20 protein-coding genes, 1 riboswitch and 1 other annotated feature are annotated in these 22133 nt (G+C 32.3%); all 20 genes read right to left on the reverse strand.

From position 1 onward, the window contains the following. Nucleotides 1-111, reverse strand: coding sequence for a hypothetical protein (locus JG553_RS05540; protein ID WP_011447025.1), 111 nt, complete (start codon nucleotides 109-111; stop codon nucleotides 1-3). 4 nt (nucleotides 112-115) lie between these two features. Continuing rightward, entirely contained in the window at nucleotides 116-1045 is a 930-nt protein-coding gene (locus JG553_RS05545; protein ID WP_001280018.1) for a hypothetical protein, read from the reverse strand. A gap of 18 nt (nucleotides 1046-1063) precedes the next feature. Continuing rightward, nucleotides 1064-1672, reverse strand: a complete 609-nt coding sequence (locus JG553_RS05550; RefSeq protein WP_000032657.1) for an NUDIX domain-containing protein — start codon at nucleotides 1670-1672, stop codon at nucleotides 1064-1066. 141 nt (nucleotides 1673-1813) lie between these two features. Beyond that, the gene (gene rplT, locus JG553_RS05555; RefSeq protein ID WP_001138360.1) at nucleotides 1814-2170 is read right to left on the reverse strand and encodes a 50S ribosomal protein L20; all 357 of its coding nucleotides are present in this window, start codon (nucleotides 2168-2170) and stop codon (nucleotides 1814-1816) included. A 46-nt stretch (nucleotides 2171-2216) separates the two neighbouring features. Continuing rightward, complete coding sequence (gene rpmI, locus JG553_RS05560; RefSeq protein WP_001125540.1) at nucleotides 2217-2417, reverse strand: 50S ribosomal protein L35; 201 nt, start codon at nucleotides 2415-2417, stop codon at nucleotides 2217-2219. Between the two features lie 28 nt (nucleotides 2418-2445). Then, on the reverse strand, nucleotides 2446-2973 hold the full coding sequence (gene infC / locus JG553_RS05565; RefSeq protein ID WP_001791162.1) for a translation initiation factor IF-3: 528 nt from the start codon (nucleotides 2971-2973) through the stop codon (nucleotides 2446-2448). 28 nt (nucleotides 2974-3001) lie between these two features. Then, nucleotides 3002-3127 (reverse strand) — a sequence feature (ribosomal protein L20 leader region). Nucleotides 3128-3201: 74 nt separating this feature from the next. Next, nucleotides 3202-4695: an amino acid permease gene (locus JG553_RS05570; RefSeq protein WP_000049154.1), complete on the reverse strand. Its 1494-nt coding sequence runs from the start codon at nucleotides 4693-4695 to the stop codon at nucleotides 3202-3204. Nucleotides 4696-4839: 144 nt separating this feature from the next. Next, a riboswitch (Lysine riboswitch) is annotated at nucleotides 4840-5015 on the reverse strand. Nucleotides 5016-5120: 105 nt separating this feature from the next. Next, nucleotides 5121-7058: a threonine--tRNA ligase gene (thrS, locus tag JG553_RS05575; protein WP_000435140.1), complete on the reverse strand. Its 1938-nt coding sequence runs from the start codon at nucleotides 7056-7058 to the stop codon at nucleotides 5121-5123. A gap of 197 nt (nucleotides 7059-7255) precedes the next feature. After that, the gene (locus tag JG553_RS05580; RefSeq protein WP_001790562.1) at nucleotides 7256-7378 is read right to left on the reverse strand and encodes a hypothetical protein; all 123 of its coding nucleotides are present in this window, start codon (nucleotides 7376-7378) and stop codon (nucleotides 7256-7258) included. A 92-nt stretch (nucleotides 7379-7470) separates the two neighbouring features. Further along, nucleotides 7471-8391 carry a primosomal protein DnaI gene (gene dnaI, locus JG553_RS05585; RefSeq protein ID WP_000808621.1) on the reverse strand — a complete coding sequence of 307 codons (921 nt, stop codon included), beginning with the start codon at nucleotides 8389-8391 and terminating at the stop codon, nucleotides 7471-7473. Next, on the reverse strand, nucleotides 8391-9791 hold the full coding sequence (locus tag JG553_RS05590) for a replicative helicase loading/DNA remodeling protein DnaB (RefSeq protein WP_000533485.1): 1401 nt from the start codon (nucleotides 9789-9791) through the stop codon (nucleotides 8391-8393). The genes dnaI and JG553_RS05590 overlap by 1 nt, the downstream gene beginning before the upstream one ends. Continuing rightward, nucleotides 9792-10262, reverse strand: coding sequence for a transcriptional regulator NrdR (nrdR, locus tag JG553_RS05595; protein WP_000650082.1), 471 nt, complete (start codon nucleotides 10260-10262; stop codon nucleotides 9792-9794). Between the two features lie 209 nt (nucleotides 10263-10471). Further along, nucleotides 10472-11497, reverse strand: coding sequence for a type I glyceraldehyde-3-phosphate dehydrogenase (gene gap, locus JG553_RS05600; protein WP_000106141.1), 1026 nt, complete (start codon nucleotides 11495-11497; stop codon nucleotides 10472-10474). 169 nt (nucleotides 11498-11666) lie between these two features. Beyond that, the gene (gene coaE / locus JG553_RS05605) at nucleotides 11667-12290 is read right to left on the reverse strand and encodes a dephospho-CoA kinase (protein WP_001127160.1); all 624 of its coding nucleotides are present in this window, start codon (nucleotides 12288-12290) and stop codon (nucleotides 11667-11669) included. A 15-nt stretch (nucleotides 12291-12305) separates the two neighbouring features. Then, nucleotides 12306-13178 carry a bifunctional DNA-formamidopyrimidine glycosylase/DNA-(apurinic or apyrimidinic site) lyase gene (mutM, locus tag JG553_RS05610; protein WP_001114452.1) on the reverse strand — a complete coding sequence of 291 codons (873 nt, stop codon included), beginning with the start codon at nucleotides 13176-13178 and terminating at the stop codon, nucleotides 12306-12308. Nucleotides 13179-13193: 15 nt separating this feature from the next. Further along, the gene (gene polA, locus JG553_RS05615) at nucleotides 13194-15824 is read right to left on the reverse strand and encodes a DNA polymerase I (protein ID WP_001038308.1); all 2631 of its coding nucleotides are present in this window, start codon (nucleotides 15822-15824) and stop codon (nucleotides 13194-13196) included. A gap of 293 nt (nucleotides 15825-16117) precedes the next feature. Continuing rightward, nucleotides 16118-17605, reverse strand: coding sequence for a hypothetical protein (locus JG553_RS05620; RefSeq protein WP_000849439.1), 1488 nt, complete (start codon nucleotides 17603-17605; stop codon nucleotides 16118-16120). 498 nt (nucleotides 17606-18103) lie between these two features. Beyond that, a complete protein-coding gene (gene pnpS / locus JG553_RS05625) occupies nucleotides 18104-19765 on the reverse strand; it encodes a two-component system histidine kinase PnpS (protein WP_011443641.1) in 1662 nt (553 codons plus the stop codon). After that, nucleotides 19765-20469, reverse strand: coding sequence for a response regulator (locus JG553_RS05630; RefSeq protein WP_000080028.1), 705 nt, complete (start codon nucleotides 20467-20469; stop codon nucleotides 19765-19767). Before JG553_RS05630 ends, pnpS begins: the two co-directional genes overlap by 1 nt. A 389-nt stretch (nucleotides 20470-20858) precedes the next feature. Further along, nucleotides 20859-22127, reverse strand: a complete 1269-nt coding sequence (icd, locus tag JG553_RS05635; RefSeq protein ID WP_000123165.1) for an NADP-dependent isocitrate dehydrogenase — start codon at nucleotides 22125-22127, stop codon at nucleotides 20859-20861. Nucleotides 22128-22133: the final 6 nt, after the last annotated feature.

Genomic DNA, 22133 nt, shown 5'->3' on the forward strand with positions numbered 1-22133 from the left:
TTATATCATACGTCTATTCCCTATACAAACATTGAAATCACAACGTTTATATATTTGTAAATCAACTTTTTTCGTCAAAACTATATTAAAATGCTGAGTATTATTTTGCAACAATTTAACTATTATTATTCAAATCTAATTGCTGAATAAAATTAAATGCATCGATACTTTGTAATTCACATTTAAGTCCTAACATATTTTTGAAATAACATTCGTATGCATTAATCCATTTATTCGTTTCAAACAAAGTTTCAATATCAATTGGATAAATCATGATAGAGTGATTATTCATAATATGGTGTGCTTCTTCAGCGATATGTAAAGCACCATCATTTAATGTTTCCATAACGTTAGGTATAACTTTTTCTTTAAGTGTTGTATGTTCTAGCCCTTTTAAATTAGCTGGTACAAAAGTTACATCCATACCATACTTTTCAATTGTCAGTTCTTGTGTACAATTTGCGAACCTTAAATACTCAATCATTAAACTAATGAGGTTATAACTGTACGTATTAGATTTTAATATATATAATACCGTTTCTTGAAATTGAAAATGACCATTGTCTATTAACTTCAAAATCAAGTGCGTCTGTTCCCTCATTGATAACGTATCAAAATCAGCTAATGACTGAGTCAATCGTTTTTCATCTTCAATTAATTTTGACTTAGCAAATTCTTTAAGAGGATGTAATGCCATTCTTGTTTTGTGATCTTTGACTTCATCAATAATTTGATGAATTACTTCTACCGCTTCAAAATATTGTCCCAAACCAATCAAACTTTTCACGTAATAAATCATCAATGCATCATATTGTTGTATGCCAGTTTTCAATAAGACAATTGTTTCTTCTCTTAATTCAAGAAATGACCCCGTCTCATATAACATACGGCATTTCATCATTGCTATTTCTTCAGTGAGTTCAAATTGACGTTCATATTGCACAATATATTCATACATCAGGTCATAGTTTTGGTCTTGTTCAGCACGTTTTATATCTTTATATAACTTTTTCGAAGAGTTAGGAAACTGAATAATATCTGACATATATGTCACCTCGTTTGATTATAAATCTTGAAGGATTAATGCACTCCACGTTTCGAAATCATCATATGACTCTATGTTGCCTTTTTCAACCCATTTTATTCGTAAAGTATCTGTTTCTTTAGCTTCTACATCATTCGTACTTACAGTGATTTTAAATACAACACCAATATGTACCTTGCCCACTTCATTATTATCGTCATTAATAAAACCGATATATTCCATATTTTGTGAATCTTGCTCACTTAAACCTACTTCTTCTTCTAATTCTCTCTGTGCATTAACTCTCAATACTTCGTTAATAGATTCTGCTCCTGGAACATCATTCATATGACCGCCTACACCTATTGAAGATTGTCCATGCAATCGAGCTTCTCCACCGCCAGATAATCGTTCATACACTAATATCTCGCCATGCTCATTTTCAAGTAAACAATAAGAAATGAGTTGTTTATATGATGGATCCTCTTCCATATCGCCGCGTCGCTTAACTTCATATTGACTTAGCGCATCAAAAATATTTTGACCTTCTGGTTTATTCTTATTTAAAAACCCATTGAAAGTATTCTTTTCATTATTAAAAATAATTTCTCTAGGTACTACAATGATTTGTTCATCAAATTTAGACATCGTATAAAACTCCTCACTTTAATGTTTGTTCTCTTAAATGCATTTTAGCAAATATGTCATATTTTAGCGATTAAATGTGGCATTTTGCTATTTAAAAAATAAAAAAGAGATGACAATGCCATCTCTTTTTTATAAGTGTTATTATTTTAAAGCATCTTTAGCTTTAGTTACTAATTGAGCAAATGCTTTTTCGTCAGAAATTGCGATTTCTGATAACATTTTACGGTTAATGTCGATACCAGCTTTTTTCAAACCGTTCATTAAACGTGAGTAGCTCATTTCATGTTGACGAGCTGCTGCGTTGATACGTGTAATCCATAATTTACGGAAGTCACGTTTACGTTGACGACGGTCACGGAAAGCATATTGACCTGATTTCATTACTTGTTGCTTAGCTACTTTGTATAATGTATGTTTTGAACCGAAGTAACCTTTAGCTAATTTAATCGTTTTTTTACGACGCGCTCTTGTTACTGTTCCACCTTTAACTCGTGGCATAAAAAATTCCTCCTTAGGTAATTCCTACCGATTTCTGTATTTGTTCTTATTTTTTGTATGCTAATAATTGTTTTACACGTTTCATATCGCTCTTAGACACTAATCTAGCTTTACGTAATTGACGTTTTTGTTTAGTGCTCTTGTTTGCGAATAAGTGAGATGTGAAAGCTCTTGAACGTTTTAATTGACCTGAAGCAGTTCTTTTAACACGTTTAGCTGCTCCGCGGTGAGTTTTCATTTTTGGCATAATATAAGTCCTCCTGTAATAGCTTTAATTATTTTTCAGCTGTTGGCGCTAACATGATAAACATTTGACGCCCGTCCATTTTAGGTTTTTGTTCAACTGTTGCTATATCTTTGCATTCATCTGCATATTTTTCTAGCACACGTTGACCAATTTCCTTATGCGTAATGGCACGCCCTCTGAAACGAATAGATACTTTACATTTATCGCCTTTAGTTAAGAATTTACGTCCGTTTTTCAACTTCGTTTGGAAATCATGTTCCTCAATTGTTGGACTTAAACGAATTTCTTTAACATTGATAATTTTTTGTTTCTTTTTCATTTCTTTTTCTTTTTTCTGTTGTTCGAATTTGAATTTACCGTAATCCATAATTCTTGCAACTGGTGGTTTCGCATTCGGTGCAACGACCACTAAGTCTAAATCTACACGTTCAGCCATTTCTAAAGCTTCACGCTTTGATTTAACACCAATTTGTTCACCATCTTGACCGATTAAACGTAATTCTTTTGCACGAATTTTGTCATTGATTTGAGTTTGATCTTTTGCTATGGTTGACACCTCCAAAATTTTTACGAAATTTGCACCAAGCAAAAAGGAAGAGCAGGTATAAAATACCCGCTCTTCCTTATACACAGTTATGTGTAATGTGATTAACCTGCCAACTGCTTTATGCGTCGCTACAGGTGAGAAGCGGGTGCTTCTACTTGGTTCGTTTCGTATTCAACGTTATTAATCATATCAACAATTCACATTTAAGTCAACACTATAACTGTAATTATTTTTATTTTAACCTTTTATTTCATCCATTGACACGTCTTGACGTAAATCTACTTGTTCTAATGGAATTTTTTTCGTTTTATATCGAAGCTTATGATAAATAAAGAATGCTAAAAATACTGGAATTCCCATATACGTAATTAAGAAGCGACTAAAATTAAAATCTCCTGTTTTAATAAAGTCAACATCTTGACCAATAATTACTACAATACATAAAAAGCCAGCAAATAATGGTCCGAATGGGAATAATTTAGCAGTATATTTTAATTTAGATTTGTCATAATTTTGTTTATCAAATGCTCTTCTAAATCGATAATGACTTACTGCTATACCTACCCAAGCAATAAAACCAGTTAAACCACTTGCTGCAACGATATATTCGTATGCACCTTTTGTAAGGCTTTGTAATACGAAAATTATCACTACAATGATTGCTGTAACGAGTAACGACATATATGGCACACCGTTTTTATTTGTTTTACCAAATGCTTCAAACGCTAATTTATCTTTACTCATTGAATATAGCATTCGAGTTGAAGCATACATACCTGAGTTACCTGCTGATAACACAGACGTTAAAATGACTGCATTCATAAATGATGCTGCAAACGCAAATCCAGCATTTTTAAACACTAATGTGAATGGAGACGTTGCTACATTATCACTACCCCCCATTAATGCACTACTATCATAAGGAATTAACATACCGATAACAAAAATGGCTAAAATGTAAAATAATAAAATTCTCCAGAATACTTGTTTAATTGCTTTCGGCACAGCACGTTCAGGATTTTCTGATTCACCAGCCGTAATACCAATTAACTCAGTACCTTGGAATGAGAAACCAGCGATTAAGAATACACCTAGAATTGATAACAAACTTCCTCCTAAGTTGCCACCAAGAATTGGACCTTCACCTTTATTAAATATTTCGAATCCTACAACATGACCACCCATGATTCCGACAATCGTTAATAAACCAATTGCAATGAAAACAATAACTGTAACCACTTTTATCAATGCCAACCAGTATTCACTTTCACCATAGACGCGAACTGATAACGAATTCAGACTAAAAATTATAACTAAGAACAACGCACTCCATGCCCAAGCGGGTATGCCTTGCAATGGTGTCCAATATTGAATGACTTGTGCTGCAATCGTAATATCTGCTGCTACAGTCACTACCCAGTTAAACCAATAGTTCCAACCAAGCGCAAACCCTAAAGATGGATCAACAAATCTTGTAGCATATGTACTAAATGAACCTGATACTGGCAAATACGTAGCCATTTCGCCAAGTGACGTCATTAAGAAAAATACCATTATTCCGATAATTGCGTATCCTATTAATGCACCCAAAGCACCTGCATCATGAATTGCTCCACCAGAAGTTACAAATAAACCTGTACCAATACAACCCCCAATCGCAATCATAGAAATATGACGATCTTTAAGTCCCCTTTTGACAACATTGTTACTTTCATTTTGAACTTTTGACATATAAGCTCCCTTTCCATGTTTTAGAGGCCAAGAAATAAATAACCTTTATTCACTTTCATACCCTTTTTTACAGAACATAGTGATATTAAAAGTAAAAAAGTGGCTACATACCTTTAAGATATGCAACCACTTTGGCAATTATCTATATAAGGTAGCACATCACATTCTGTGACAGTACAGTTCCTATTCGAAAACTGTCCCAATAGATATAATTTATGGTTTATATCTATTTCGGCATCTTTACCTTTCACTTGTTCAACTTATGTACCATAAATACTTCTGACAAGTTACTAATTAAACATGCAACCTCTAACTCAATTTAATATTTTAACTAACTTGTAATATACAGGATTCATCACGCATAATCAACCCTGTAAAACTTGATACGCAATAAAAGTTTTAAAGCATTTTATTGCGACAACTGTCTATCTATGTTTTTTCAAACGAATTTCATCAACTAGATTCCAGATAAATTCATCTTTTTCAACTGTTTCTTGGTCTTGCGATCCATATTGACGCACATTCACTTGATTATTTTCAACTTCCTTATCCCCAACTACGATTTGATAAGGTATTTTTTGCATTTGAGCTTCTCTGATTTTATAACCCATTTTTTCATTACGGTCATCAATACTTACACGAACGCCTTGAGATTTCAATTCATCTTGTAATTGGCGCGCATAATCATAATGTAAATCAACGTTAACTGGAATGATTTGAACTTGTTTTGGCGCTAACCAAGTTGGGAATGCACCTTTAGTTTCTTCAGTTAAAAATGCTACAAATCGTTCCATTGTTGATACAACACCACGATGAATAACAACTGGACGATGATGTTCACCATCTTGACCAATATAAGTTAAATCAAAACGTTCTGGTAATAAGAAATCAAGTTGTGCTGTTGATAATGTCTCTTCTTTACCCATCGCTGTTTTAACTTGAACATCTAGTTTCGGACCATAGAATGCCGCTTCACCAATCGCTTCTTCGTACGATAAGCCAAGCTCATCCGCTGCCTCTTTAAGCATATTTTCAGCTTTATTCCACATATCATCATCATCAAAGTACTTTTCTTTATCTTCAGGGTCTCTATAACTTAATCTAAAGCTATAATCCTCGAAACCAAAGTCTTTATACACATCAATAATCATGTTTACAACGCGTTTGAATTCTTCTTTAATTTGATCAGGTCGAACAAAGATATGTGAATCATTTAAAGTCATACCACGAACACGTTGTAATCCTGATACAGCACCACTTGCTTCATATCTATGCATCGTTCCTAGCTCAGCGATACGGATAGGTAATTCACGATATGAATGTGGTTTATTCGCATAAATCATCATATGATGTGGACAGTTCATTGGACGTAATACCATAGATTCAGTTTCATCTAACTGCATTGGTGGGAACATATCTTCTTGATAGTGATCCCAGTGACCAGATGTTTTGTATAAATCAACATTAGCAAGTACTGGTGTATAAACGTGGTCATATCCCATGCTAACTTCTTTATCAACAATGTAACGTTCAATTTCACGTCTAATTGTTGCACCGTTAGGTAACCATAATGGCAAACCAGCACCAACTAATTGGCTATTTGTGAATAGTTCTAACTCTTTACCAATTTTACGATGATCACGTTCTTTACGCTCTTCTAACATTTGTAAATGTGCTTTCAATTCTTTTTTATCAAAGAAAGCAGTACCGTATATACGTTGTAACATTTTGTTGTTACTATCTCCACGCCAGTATGCACCTGCTGTAGATAATAGTTTAAACTCTTTAATTTTAGCTGTTGATGGAACGTGAACTCCACGACATAAATCAGTAAAATCACCTTGACTATATAATGTTACATTTTCATCTTCAGGAATCGCGTCGATTAATTCTAATTTGTATTCATCATTGCTGAATAACTCTTTCACTTCATCTCGTGAAACCACTTTTCGTTCGATTTTCATATTTTCGTTAACGATTTGTTTCATTGTTTTTTCAATTTGTTCAAAGTCATCAGATGAGATGTTTTGGTCAATGTCGAAGTCATAGTAGAATCCACCTTCTATTACAGGACCTACACCAAATTTAACATTACCATATAACCTTTTAATCGCGTGTGCCATTAAATGTGCAGTAGAATGACGTAATACCTCTAACGCTTCTTCACTACCTGGTGTCACAATTTCAATTGATCCATCAGTTTCAAGCGGTTTAGTTAAATCTACAAGTTGCCCGTTAAATTTGCCGGCAACAGCTTTTTTACGTAATCCAGGACTAATTGATTGTGCTATATCTTCAGTAGTAGTACCTTTATCAAACGCCTTTTTATTACCATCTGGAAATTGAATATTAATTTGTTCCATGTTAAACCCTCCTATTTGCTTTATAAATACTTTTATCTGACCTCGTTAAAAAATTGAACAACAATCATCGTTTTAACATTAAACCTATTAACAATAAACAGGGAATTTATGACACCAACAAACATTTATGTCTGAAAAAAACAAAAAATCCCGCCCCTATACAAGGGACGAGATCGTCGTGGTACCACCCTAGTTATCTAATACAATTTATGTATTAAATATCTCTGCTTAAGATAACGGTCTTGATCCGGGTATTCATTACAAATACCATAAATGAAGTAGTAATCATCTAATTTATTAACCATATTCTCATCAAACAATGGCTTTCTGTGTAATATTGATTAGATCATCTTGTCTTCAATCATTTAAACGATTTAGATTTGTATTCATTATACACCAATCATTTTAAAATTCAATTGTTTCTGAAATTTTCTCCTGATAAAAAGTATGGTGTTGACAAAGATTTGACACGTTCAATAATACGTGCTGCTTTAGTCTTCTCTTCACCATCACGAGTCATCGCTAAATGATGTTCCAATTCACTATAGTCAAAATTAGAACTAAAGAATGTTGGTAATTCATGAACCATTCGATAATGTAGCAAAGGTCCAATTACCTCATCTCTCACCCATGGAGTCACTTCTTCAGCCCCAATATCATCAAGCATTAAAATGTTTGCTTCTCTTACGCGATGTAATTTCTTTTCAAAAGAACCATCTTTAAAGCCACCTTTTAATGTTCTAATAAATTCCGGTAAATAAATAATTGTCGAACGTACCTTCTTAGATTTGAGCTGATTCGCAATTGCACCTAGAATAAAAGATTTACCTGTCCCAAATGGACCATAAAGGTAAAGGCCTTTCACTTGTTCCCCATTAGTTATTGCTGTACAAATATCATCTGCTGCCATAGCTACATCAAGACGGTCTCGATGATTCATATAAATATCTTTCAATTTGGCATTTAAAGTATCTCGTTGCATATGATGAGATGTAATTAGCTCAGCTTCAAAGCGTTCTTCGTCGTACTTGATTTTACATGGGCATTGTAAATAGCGTATTTTAATTCGGTTATTATCAACATATAACTCAGGCACATGCCCCTTTACGAAATTTGGACAATCAGCAAATTTATGACCGTCATAATGTTTTTGTTGATCTTTATACTCTTGTAACACATTTAAGTCTTCATCAATCATAGCATTCGTTAATTCAGCTCGATGCGCTTCCAAAAATTGCTTAACATCTGGGTCATTGATTACTTCTTTTTTTATCTTTTCTATTCTTTTTTCAAAGTCCTGCGACGTGTTAATTATACTTTTAAATTGCTTCATTATTGACTGTCCTCCTCCCATTTTTTAGATAATTTATCTAGAAATGCTTGTCGATCTTGCTCTAATTGTTGATCATCTACGCTATTATCTTTAGCCGAATCTTCTTCACTAGGTTTATCTCTATTTTCTAACCATTTAGGTGTTTTTTCTTTTGAAATACGATTACGCTGCCCATAGTATGAACCACGCTTTTGGTAATTTCCGCTAGAACCCTCATTTTTAGGTTGATTAACTTTTTTAGCGTAATTATATGCTTCTTTAGCTGTCTTAATACCTTTTTTCTTCCAATTTGATGCTATTTCCAAAATATACGCTTTAGGAAGTTTCATATCTTCTTTTAACATGACAAATTGCAACAAAATATTAATGACGCCAAAAGACATTTTTTCACGTTCAATTAATTCTTCAACCATTGTCTTTTGCGATATAGTTGGTTCTGATTCAGACCAAGAAGCTAACATATCAATTGGACTCGTTTGTTCAAGTAACTCAAACCATTCATCACTTTGTGGCTTTGGATTCACTTCTGAAGATTTGCCCGCCGAAGATGATGTAGCAGGAGATTTCACCTGTAATTTAGGCATTTGATTTTCGTGTTCCATTAAGTAATACGAGCGTGCTTGTTTACGCATTTCTTCAAAGGATAACTGTTGTCCACTTGTAATTGAATTTAAAATAACATGCTTCATGCCATCTGCTGTTAAACCATATAAAGTCGCGAGTTGTGTAATTAAACGCTTTGCATCTTTGGTAACAATGTCTTGACTAATAAAATGTTTACCTAACATTTGTCTCAACATTTCAAAGTCAAAAGATTCATTTGATAAATCGATACCTTGGTACGGTTCATTAATCGGAATATCACTTGTATCGATATCTATTTTTGTAGACGGCACTTTAAAAACATCAGTAAATTGTCTTGTTACCTGTTTAAATTCACTCAAATCAATTTGTTGATACTCAAAGTATTTCTTCAACTCATGAAATCGACGATGCTCGACTTCACTATATAAAAAGATTGACAACATTGGATCATTAAAAAATAAATGTGCTGAAGGCGGTTGAATTAATTGGTAAACAAATTGTGTTTCTTGTTCATCATGTTTGACAAACGCCTTTAACAATCCAATCGCTTCAAGTAAGTCCATTTGTTGTCTAAACTCTAGTAAATTAATTTTAAGTTCATTCATAAAAATATAATGAGAAAGAATCAATGTTTCATTATGACTTTCTTTAACGAATTGAGTCATAAAATGATATAAACCCACTGCTTGCGTTCCAATTAGCGGTGTATACAGTCGATTCAATACCTCTAAATGATTCGTATTTAAATCAAAGTGTTGCATAACTTTGAATTGATCCTTTGGTCTTAAGCCGAATTCGAAGGCTTGTCGTCCCATTTAAGCATCACTCCGTTTGTTTTCGCTTAAAATCCCTTGCATCGATGCTAACAATTGATCAACATCTTTAAATTCTTTATAGACTGATGCAAATCTAACATATGAAACTTGATCAACATGCATTAACAAGTTCATAACGTGTTCACCTATATCTCGTGAAGACACTTCCGTATGACCTTCATCTCGTAATTGCCATTCAACCTTGTTAGTTATGTCTTCAAGTTGTTGATATCTAACTGGTCGTTTCTCACAAGAACGCACAAGTCCATTAAGTATCTTTTCTCTTGAAAACTGCTCTCTTGTGCCATCTTTTTTCACAACTATAAGCTGACTAACTTCGATATGTTCAAATGTAGTGAAACGTGTTCCACAATTTTCACATTCTCTTCGTCTTCGAATGGCATTTAATTCATCGGCATGCCTTGAATCTACAACTTTAGATTGTGTAGAATTACATTTCGGGCATTTCATTACATCACCCTCTTTATTTTGATTATGCCTAATTATACTATAAATCTAGAGATGAAAAAAGAATCCCTCAATTTAATTCATTTAACCAAATAATGAAACAATAAAAAACATTATATCGTTACTTATTAAGTAATTTGCATGACAATATTATTGTATTAAAAATAAAAAACCTAACTCCGAAGTCAGAGTTAGGCTATAAATTAATTGTATTAACTTGCACTTACAGTTTCTTTTGATGTCAAAAGTGCTCCAATTTGCTCAGCAACATCTACAACTCTATTTGAATAACCCCATTCATTATCATACCAAGCAATAACTTTTACTTTATTCCCTGACATGACCATTGTTGATTTTGCATCAATAATAGCTGAATTTGGATTAGTATTAAAATCAACAGACACTAGTGGTTGATGTTCGACTTCTATGATACCTTCTAAACCTGCATTTTCAAAAGCTTGGTTTACTTCTTCTGCAGTTACTTCTTTTTCTAAATCAACAACTAAATCAACGAGCGATACATTCTTTGTTGGTACACGTAATGCCATGCCGTGTAATTTACCTTCTAATTCTGGTAATACTTCTTTTAAAGCTTTCGCCGCACCAGTAGAAGTAGGAATAATGCTTTCATTACATGAACGTGCACGTCTTAAATCTTTATGTGGATTATCAATATTTTTTTGGTCATTTGTAATAGCGTGAACAGTAGTCATTAAACCATTAACTATTCCAAACTGATTATTTAAAACTTTTGCAACTGGACCAATGCAATTAGTAGTACATGAAGCATTACTAAAAATGTCAAATGCTTCTATATCTAATTGGTTATCATTTACGCCTTTAACTACCATTTGAACATGTCCACCTTTTGAAGGACCAGTTAACAAAACTTTTTTGGCACCTGCTTTAATATGTGCGATGGCTTTATCACCATGATTAAATTTACCAGTTGCATCTATAGCAATATCGATATCTAATTCTTTCCATGGCAAGTTTTCAGGATTGCGATCAGCAACCAATTTAATTTTATGATCTCCAACTTGCAATCCATTTTCAATCGGTTCAACTTTTAGATTATATTTTCCATGTGTCGTATCGTAATTGATTAAATGTGCAATTGTTTCGGGTGGATAACTAGCATTTATCGCTACTACATTTAAATTTTTATTTTGTAATGCAATACGTAATACCATTCTTCCAATTCTACCCATACCATTAATTGCAATATTCGTTGACATTAAAAGCACCCCTTGATCTTTATGTGTTATACTTTATGGAATTAGTATAGCATATTATATGAAATTTGAAAGCGTTTTCCGTTGATTTATTTATCTTTTTTATAAAAAATAGTCATTACTTACATACATCAACGCGTACGTAAAGTAATGACTTATTTATAGTGTAATATTAATCTTCTTCTCCGTAATTCGGCTTTTCAATATAACCTTCTTCTTCTAACAATCTCTCAAGGTTTTGTTTTAATTCAAGTTTATCCCCTAAATTATCGATAACATGATCGGCCATTCGGCTTTTTTTATCAATAGAAATTTGGCTATAGACACGTGCTTTCGCATCTTCTAATGACAAATTATTACGTTGCATTAAACGATCCATTTGTATACTTTCAGAAGTGTATACAACCCACACTTCGTCTACTGCATTTTCCAATTCATTTTCAAATAATAATGGAATATCCATGATTACATTATATCCTTGTTTTAAATATTCTTGCTTTTCTTCTTCCATAATATCTCGCACGATAGGATGTATGATAGCATTTAATTCTAAGCGTTTTTCTGGATGATTAAACACTAGATCACCCATATAACGACGATTCATCTCACCATTTTCATCAATTGCTTCATCACCAAAGACTTCTCGTACTTGAGCTAAACCTTTACTCCCCTTTTTAACAGCTTCCCTGGCTGCTTTATCAGCATCTACTACTTTAAAACCGAATACGGATAAGAGTTCTGATACTGTTGATTTTCCTGAGGCGATTCCACCTGTTAGACCAATAACTTTCGGCATAATTTCACTCTTTCTTTATTTTTGACATACTGGACAATAATGACTATTTCTTGTCGCGATGATTTTTGTTTCAATTTGACTTCCACACACTTTGCATACCGGCTGCTTATATACATTAAGATGCAATTGCATCTCACCAGTTTTTCCATCAGCATGACGATAATCTGAAATACTTGTACCGCCATATTTAATACCTTCTTCTAGTACTTCTCTAACATAATAAAAAACCATTTCTTGTTGTTGGTGTGTTAAGTCTTTTACTTTTTTATCTGGTAAAACACCTGCACGAAACAACGCTTCACATGCGTAAATATTTCCACAACCTGCGATTACTTTATGATCCAAAATCACTTGTTTGATTGGTTTATTCTTATTAGACTGTTGATGAATTCGATTTAAATAATACGTCAATGCTTCATTTGAAAAAGGTTCAGGCGCTATTTCTAAAAATGAAGGATAAGATGCTACAGACGCAACATTTCTAATTTCTCCAAAACGACGTATATCTGAATAAATTAACTTTTTGTCATTTGACAACTCAAAAATAACATGCCAATGCTTACGATAATTAGGTATCATAATATCTTCAAGTTCATCTACAATGAAAAAACCGCCCGCCATACCTAAATGACTAATTAATGTACGTTGTTCTCGTTTATTATCTAGCTGAAAAACGATATATTTACTTCTTCGTTCTACATTTGTAATGGTATAGCCTTCCGATAAAGTTTTAAAAGTATCTAATTCAATTCCTTTTATAATTGTTTCCTTGCCTTGAGCTTTACCTTCGATTACTTTATCCGAAAATATAACGTGTTCAATTTTTTGATTTATAACGTAGGGTTCAATTCCTCTTTTTACATGTTCTACTTCTGGTAATTCGGGCATACCATTAACCTCACTTTATTTTGCATCATACCAGGTTGCACCATAACTTGAGTCTACTTTTAATGGAACATCTAATTGCAATGCATTTTCCATTATCTCTTCTACAAATTCACTAAATGAATCTACTTCTGACTTAGGTACTTCAAAAATTAATTCATCGTGTACTTGTAATAATAGTTTAGCTTGATATGTTGTCTCTTTCATTTTTTGAGCAAATTTAACCATTGCCAGTTTAATGATATCTGCAGCACTGCCCTGTATTGGCGTATTCATAGCAGTACGTTCAGCAAAGCCGCGTAAATTAAAGTTACGACTCGTAATATCAGGAATATAGCGTCGACGATGTAGCAATGTTTCCACGTAACCTAAAGCTTTGGCATCTTTTACAATATCAGACATATATTGTTTTACACCTGGGAAACTAGCTAAATAATCATCAATGAATGCTTTTGCTTTTTTACGAGTAATACCTAAACTTTGACTTAAACCATAATCACTTATCCCATAAACAATTCCAAAGTTAACTGCTTTTGCTTGACGACGCATTAAACTATCGACTTGATCAGCTTCTACACCAAATACTTTCATAGCAGTTGCTGTATGAATATCATCGCCGTTGATAAATGCTTCTTTCATACTCTCATCTTGTGTAATGTGTGCTAATACACGCAATTCAATTTGAGAATAATCTGCTGATAATATAACGCTATCTTTTGAAGTTGGTTTAAAGGCTTTTCTTATTTTACGCCCTTCTTCAAGTCTAACCGGAATATTTTGTAAATTAGGATCTACACTTGATAAACGTCCAGTTTGCGCTAAAGTTTGATTAAAACGTGTATGGATACGTTGATCATCACTAATTACCTTTTGCAATCCTTCAACATAAGTAGACTGTAACTTAGATAATTGACGATATTCTAAAATATAATCAATGATAGGATGTTCACCTTGCAATTGCTCTAAGACATCTACAGCAGTAGAATATCCTGTTTTCGTCTTTTTAATAACAGGTAATTGTAATGTCTCAAACAATACAACACCTAATTGCTTAGGAGAATTTATATTAAAATCTTCACCAGCTGCATCATGGATATTTCGAATCAAGACGTCTAATTTTTCTTGAATTTCTTTTTCCATTTCTTCTAAATCATGAACATCTGTAAATATACCAATTTCTTCCATTTCACTTAAAATCTTAGCTAGCGGTAGCTCTAAATCAGCCAAGAGTTCTACCTGATTGTATTCTTCTAATTGTTTATCCATATTTGGTTTCGCAAAGTAAATTGCATCAGTAATAGAAGCAACATATGGATTTAAAACATCATCTTCAGGTACCTTAAATTTCTTACCTTTTCCATATATACTCACATCGTCTTTCACAAAACTTTGACCGTACAATGAAACAACTGATTGAACATCACTAATCGTACGAGATGGATCAATTATATAACTGGCCAACATAATATCGAAAGAAATATTTTGAATATCAATCCCCAATCTATGTGATGCTACATATGTTTTTTTAGCATCATATACGACTTTTTTCGAATTCGGATTTTCTAACCATGAAACTAGTTCGACATAATTATTTATGTCATCCGCATTAATTACAATATGTTTCTCACCTGTAAATAAAGAGAATTTTAAAATATTATTTCGCAAATAGTTACCACCGTCTAATTCGAAATGGATGGCCGCTTCTTTCAATGAAGTAAAATCAATATTATCAAAAGACGTTTCAATTTCAAATGTCTTTTCTATTGCATCTTCAACGCTTGCTGATTGATCAATGTCAGCCAACAATTGTTTGAATTCTAACTTCTTAAACAATTCGATTTTTTCTTGTTGTTCATCTTGATGAGTCATTAACGTATCTTCAAGTTTTACTTCAATCGGACTATCTACATTAATCGTTGCTAATTCTTTACTCATTAATGCATCTTCTTTGCTATTTTGAAGTTTTTCTTTTAACTTTTTACCTGAAATTTCATCTAAATGTTCATAGACACCTTCTACTGTGTCAAATTGGTTTAGCAATTTTATTGCTGTTTTCTCTCCAACACCTGCAACACCTGGTATATTATCAGAAGTATCTCCCATTAATCCTTTCATATCAATAATTTGATTAGGTGTTAACCCGTTGTATTTTTCCGCAATAAAGTCAGGTGTATAATGATCAACATCAGTAACACCTTTTTTAGTGTAATAAATGGTTACATTATCCGTTGCAAGTTGTGTTAAATCTCGGTCTCCCGTAATAATAATTGTCTGAAAGCCCGCTTTATCTGCTTCTTTACTTAAAGTTCCGATAATATCATCTGCCTCATAGTTATCTAATTCATAACGTTTAATATGATAAGCATCTAATAATTGGCGAATATAAGGAAATTGCTCACTTAGTTCAGGCGGCGTTTTCTGGCGTCCACCTTTATATTCACTATATTTTTCATGTCTGAAAGTCGTTTTACCTGCATCAAACGCTACTAAAAAATGATTTGGCTTTTCTTCTTTTAAAATCTTCTCTAGTAACATTGCAAAACCATATACTGCATTGGTATGAATGCCTGCTTTGTTTGATAACAAAGGTAATGCATAAAAAGCTCTAAAACTTAAGCTATTACCATCGATTAATACTAATTTATTCACAATTTTAACCTCCAGAACTAATTTATATATATTTTAGCATATTCGACTGTGATGTCGTAATTAAAGAAACTATCTCATAGAGTATTTATACACGACCTAATTTCAAATAAAACAAGTGCCTATATAGACTTAGCTAAAAAATAAAAAAGACATAATCATGATTGTTCTTGATGAGCACTCCATAAAGTCAGGTTAAAAGTCCAACTTTTGAGATGCACATTATCATTTCATGATTATGTCTACTTTTTAATATTTTTATGCTGCTATTTTAAATTTTTATAGGTAAGAATAAGTTATGAATCGTCTGAACCAAATGGAATATATTTAACTTTGGTCATTTTCGGTAATTCTTCATAATTATTAAACCACTCTTGGTAATTTTTATTGATTGGTGACGGATGATGCATATAATGTTCAAACGGCAATGATTCCACTGTATAAACCTCTTGTCGTGGATGATCTTTAATTTGTTGTTTTAATAACTGAACTCTTTTTTCATGTTCATAATGAACATAAATAAATGCACTAAGATATATCACAGCTAAAACTAGTGATGCACCTTTAATAAAATTAACATTGATTGACTTATATTTCCGAAATTCTTTTAATAAAATAATTAAAATGATTACATGTATCGTATAAACAATCAAAAAATTACCTGGTTCTATTGGAGTAACAATGACTAGTGTCGACGCCGAAACACATATTGCAATAAGTAAGGAATATAAAGTGATTTGTGTTTTACGATCATTAATAGACAAATAAATACCTACAAATATCGAAAACGCAAAGTAACCACATACAATTACGTTCACAAAACCAACCAATCCAATATCTGTATTTTTATTTAATAAAAACTGATTGTAAAATAGTAAATAATAAAGCGGTAAAGTGATAAATCCTATCATAATGATACGACGCTTTAATATTGTTAAATGTACATACCGATCACTTCTAAGCAGTAGATAAATAATAAGCGCTGCAATCATACTTAAAATTATAATCTGACTGAAAATGACACCATATGGAAGTGACGTTGATATCATTTCTGCAAATTTTGAAAAGATACCTTGATTATTTGAAACTTGTTGATATTCTGATCCTTCAAATAAAATTTTGCGATAATTTGGATTGGAAAACATAATGATTGTACCTATAGTAGCAATCATAAATGAAAACAATAATTTATAATTAAGTGTTCGATTTGCAGTAAATTCATACAGAAAAGCTAAAATTAAAATGATACAGTGGAATAATGTCACATTCTCCATAAATAATTGACCGAAGAAGCATAAAACATAGAATAGTACAGTAACACTTACCGGCTGCTTTTCTTTATATATAATTGCATTAATACAATAATAAATAATAAAGAGTGAAATTAGTGTTGATGTCGCATAATTATAAAATCCTGCAAACCAGCCATATGTATCTGCATAAATAGCACTTGGTAAAATTAACATTAAAGAAAATGCTAACAAATAATAGCTTGTCCACGCTTTACAACGTGTAATGTGCATAATCATCCAAATGATGCCCATACTAATGAGGCCATATGAAAGCCAACGTAACCAGCTTACATGTACAGCTATAATTTCAAAGATATTTCCGATATAGCGACCATTAAGTGATGCAAATCCTACTTTTAAAATATCAGTATTATAATTGCTAAACCATTGTAAATCATCGTGCATGAGTGGTAGTAAGATACCCATAAAAGTATAAAACAATAATATCGCAATTAATATCAAAGTTGTCTTGTGTAATTGAATTGTTTTCACTTTGCTAATCCTCAAATCTAGTTAAATTTTCCTCAACTTGTAGGTCGAAAAATTAATTCAATATTTTTAATGTATTTCTAATTTTCACCTATGCATGTTTCCTCAATCAAATTAGATAAACAAGGTATTTAATATTACTTTCAACAATTTATCTAAATCGCCCCTCGTCTTTTTCTATGACGAATGATTACACTTGTCTATTCAAGTGTTTAAATTAAGATTTATTTCCGTTCAAATAAAACTTATTACTTTTTAATTAAGCATCTATTTCAAGCGCGTTACTAAAATTTCTTTATTATAATAAATATATTATAAAATTGCTTGATTCACAACAATCTATTACTTATAACTTACAAATCGACATATACAAATGACAAAATTGACAACCGAATTTATTCCACTTCATTAACTCTAATTTAATACCAATAGAGATTTGAACGAAATAAAAAAGCAGCAACAACTTCGTGAAAAATACACGCGCTGTTACCACTTTAATTTTTATTCTTTATAATCTTTTAGAATAACTTTGAACGTTGAGCCTTTGCCAACTTGACTATTCACTTCAATATTGCCTTGGTGGGCCTCTACTATATGCTTTGTAATTGATAATCCAAGACCTGTCCCACCAGAATCTCTACTTCGTGCTTTATCTACTCTATAAAATCTTTCAAAAATACGTTGTTGGTCTTCTAATTTAATACCTATACCAAAATCTTGTACTTCGAAAATGACACGAAAGTCATCTCGATACACACGAACGTTAATATCTCCATCTTCATAAGAATAGTTAATTGCATTCGTTAACAAATTCGTGATAACTTGAGCAATTTTACTTTCTTGTGCTTTAACAATGACATCTTTTTCAATATCAGTATGAATGGAAATATTTTTTTGATTGGCTTGAGTCATCATATTATCAATAATACGCCGCGTTAAATCTGATAAATTCATATAGTCTGTATCTAACTCTGTATGTTGCTCAATATGCGATAAATCTAACAGATCTGTTACTAAAGATTCTATTCGATTTGATTCTTTTAAAATTATGTTTAAAAACATGTCTAATGATTCCGCATCATTTTTTGCACCATCAATAAGCGTTTCAGCAAACCCCTTAATTGAAGTAATAGGTGTTTTTAATTCATGTGAAACATTTGCTACAAATTCACGTCTTAGATTTTCAAGTTGTTTCAGATTTGTTATATCATGCATCACAACTAAAATCCCTTGCAAACTTTTTTGAGACCTAGTTAAAATCGGAACGCATGAAATATCAAAGTACTTGGCATGGACTTGGTTTATTGCAACTTCCAATTGTTCATAAATAGGTTTTTCAACTTTAAAACTTTCTAAAATTAATTGCTCAATTTCAGTATTAACATAGCCGTGATAGCCTACTTGTTCAATATTATGCGAGATGTTGAACTGTTCATAATACGCTTTATTTGCAACAACGATTTTTCCATTTCGATCTATCATTAAAATAGCACTTGGAATATTTTCAATCGTTGTTTTTAAACGGTTGGATTGAATTTTTTGCTCATTATTAAGCTTTTGAAGGCGTCGTGCTAAATCATTGGTAGACACAAAAAGCGCTTTAGTTTCTACAACATTACTTTCAGGTACACGTATGTGATAATAACCATTTGCCAACAATTGTGTTGCATAAGTAACTTCTTGAATGGGACGGATTAATGTACGCTTAAAACTACGGCTTGCAAAATACAGACAAATGAGTACAACTAAACATGTCAAAATAAGATATTTCCACAACGTCCAATGCATTTCTGTAATATCGTTATTGTAACCTTTAATCCATACATGATAACCGTTAACCTTCTTATTAAAAATAAAAACGTCCCTTTTTTGAATATAGCTATCACTATTTGGGATAGCTTTCAGTTTGCCACTACTAAACACCTTTTTATCATGCTTAGTTATCAATAAATCTATATTTTGCTGTTTTACAATTTTTTTAACTTTATCAATCTCATTATCTTGGACTAAATAAATATATGATCTTGCATCTGTTGCTAGAGCTTGTTCGTGTTTTTCTGATAAAACATATGTGATGGAAGCGTGAATAATAATGCCTAATGTAACAAAACTGATAATTAATATACTGCTTATCAATAACATTAAGCGGTGGTGAAACTTCATCATTGTTCTTTAGGTCTTTCCAATTTATAGCCTAAGCCACGCACAGTTTTAATAAGTTGTGGCTTCTTAGGATTATCTTCTAATTTATCTCTTAAATGACTGATATGTACATCAACAATTCTTGAGTCTCCTGCAAATTCATAATTCCATACCGTATTTAACATATGCTCTCTCGTAATGACTCTGCCTTGTCTTTCTATCAAATAAAGCAAGAGTTCAAATTCTTTCGGTGTTAGCTCCAATAACTCATTATGCTTATATACTTCAAAATAATCGGGTCTAATACGTATCGATCCGATGGTAATATCATCGTCAATCTCTTCTACTTCTTTTACAAATTGAGAACGTCTTAAAATGGCTTTCACACGGGCAACAACTTCTCTAGGTGAAAAAGGCTTAGTCATATAGTCATCGGCACCTAATTCTAAACCTAATACCCGATCAAATTCATCATTTTTCGCCGTTAACATTAATATAGGGACTAAATTTTTATTTGTTCTTACAGTCTTACATACGTCAATGCCATCTTTTTTAGGTAGCATAACATCTAAAATAATTAAATCTGGCTGTTCACTTTCTACCTTTTCTAAAGCCTCATCACCATCAAATGCGACAACAACTTCATAACCAGCTGTTTCTAAGTTATATTTAAGTAATGTTACGATTGAATGTTCGTCATCTACTACCAACACTTTTTGCGACATGGTATGCCTCCCTAACTTATAATTATATTTACATTATAACCGAACTATTTATAAAAATAACATCCTACACATTATCTTTACACATTTTTTACATTACTTTACATATAAATAAAATACTTCTTATATTTCCTTCTATCATTTGCATGACTTACTCTGGGACAACGAAATAAATTTTGTAAAAATAGCATTTCTATCCCACTACCTATGCATGAGTTTTACTCATTTATTCCTAAGCTTATGTACATATTCGCTTTGTCTAATGTGTAAGAAACACTACATAATCAATCATTGGTGACTCTTTATTATTTCTATCCTGTTGCCAACTTCAATTCATTTAAAAAGGCGAACCTAGCAATTAAAGTTGCTAGACTCACCTAATTTTATTTTGCTTATTTTAAATTTTTAATCAATTCATCTGCAAATGCTGATGTAGAAACTTCTTCAGCACCATCCATTAAACGGGCAAAGTCATAAGTAACAACTTTTGAAGCAATTGTATCTTCAATTGAATCTGTAATCTTATCTGCCGCTTCTTGCCATCCTAAATGTTCTAACATTAATACAGAACTTAAAATTACTGAAGATGGATTCACTTTATTTAAACCTGCATATTTTGGAGCTGTACCATGTGTTGCTTCAAAAATAGCATGACCTGTTTCATAATTAATGTTTGCACCTGGCGCAATACCAATACCACCAACTTGTGCAGCTAAAGCATCTGAAATATAGTCACCATTCAAGTTCATAGTTGCTACAACATCATGCTCAGCTGGACGAGTTAAAATTTGTTGTAAGAAAATGTCAGCAATAGAATCTTTAATGATAATCTTGCCTTCTTTTTCAGCTTTTTCTTGAGCAGCATTAGCAGCATCTCTGCCTTCATTTTCAACAATTTCGTCATATTGTTGCCAAGTGAATACTTGATCACCAAATTCAGATAATGCTAAATCGTAACCCCACTGCTTAAATGAGCCTTCTGTAAATTTCATAATATTACCTTTATGAACTAAAGTAACTGATTTACGGTTATTATCGATAGCATATTGTATAGCTGCTCTAACTAATCGCTCAGTTCCTTCTTTAGAAACTGGTTTAATACCAATACCTGAAGTTTCTGGGAATCGAATGTTTGTCGCACCCATTTCGTTTTGTAAGAAGTCAATTACCTTTTTAACTTCTGTTGTACCTTCTTTAAATTCAATACCAGCATAAATGTCTTCAGTATTTTCACGGAAAATAACCATATCAACATCTTGTGGACGTTTAACAGGTGATGGTACTCCTTTAAACCAACGTACCGGTCTTAAGCAAGTAAATAAATCTAATTCTTGGCGTAAAGCCACATTTAATGATCTAATACCACCACCAATTGGTGTTGTTAAAGGTCCTTTAACAGCAATTAAATATTCTTTAATTGTATCAAGTGTTTCTTGAGGTAACCATTCACCAGTTGTATCAAATGCTTTTTGGCCAGCTAGCACTTCTTTCCATTCAATGCGTTTTTCGCCATTATAGGCTTTCTCAACAGCAGCATCTATAACTCGGCTTGCTGCCTTCCAAATATCCGGTCCAATTCCATCACCGATAATAAATGGGATAATTGGTTCATTAGGTACGTTTAATCCTTCAGTTCCTTGAGTAATTTTTTCTGCAGTCATAGTTAT

It is taken from the genome of Staphylococcus sp. T93 (assembly GCF_016743875.1).
In the GTDB taxonomy this organism is placed as follows: Bacteria; Bacillota; Bacilli; order Staphylococcales; family Staphylococcaceae; genus Staphylococcus; species Staphylococcus aureus.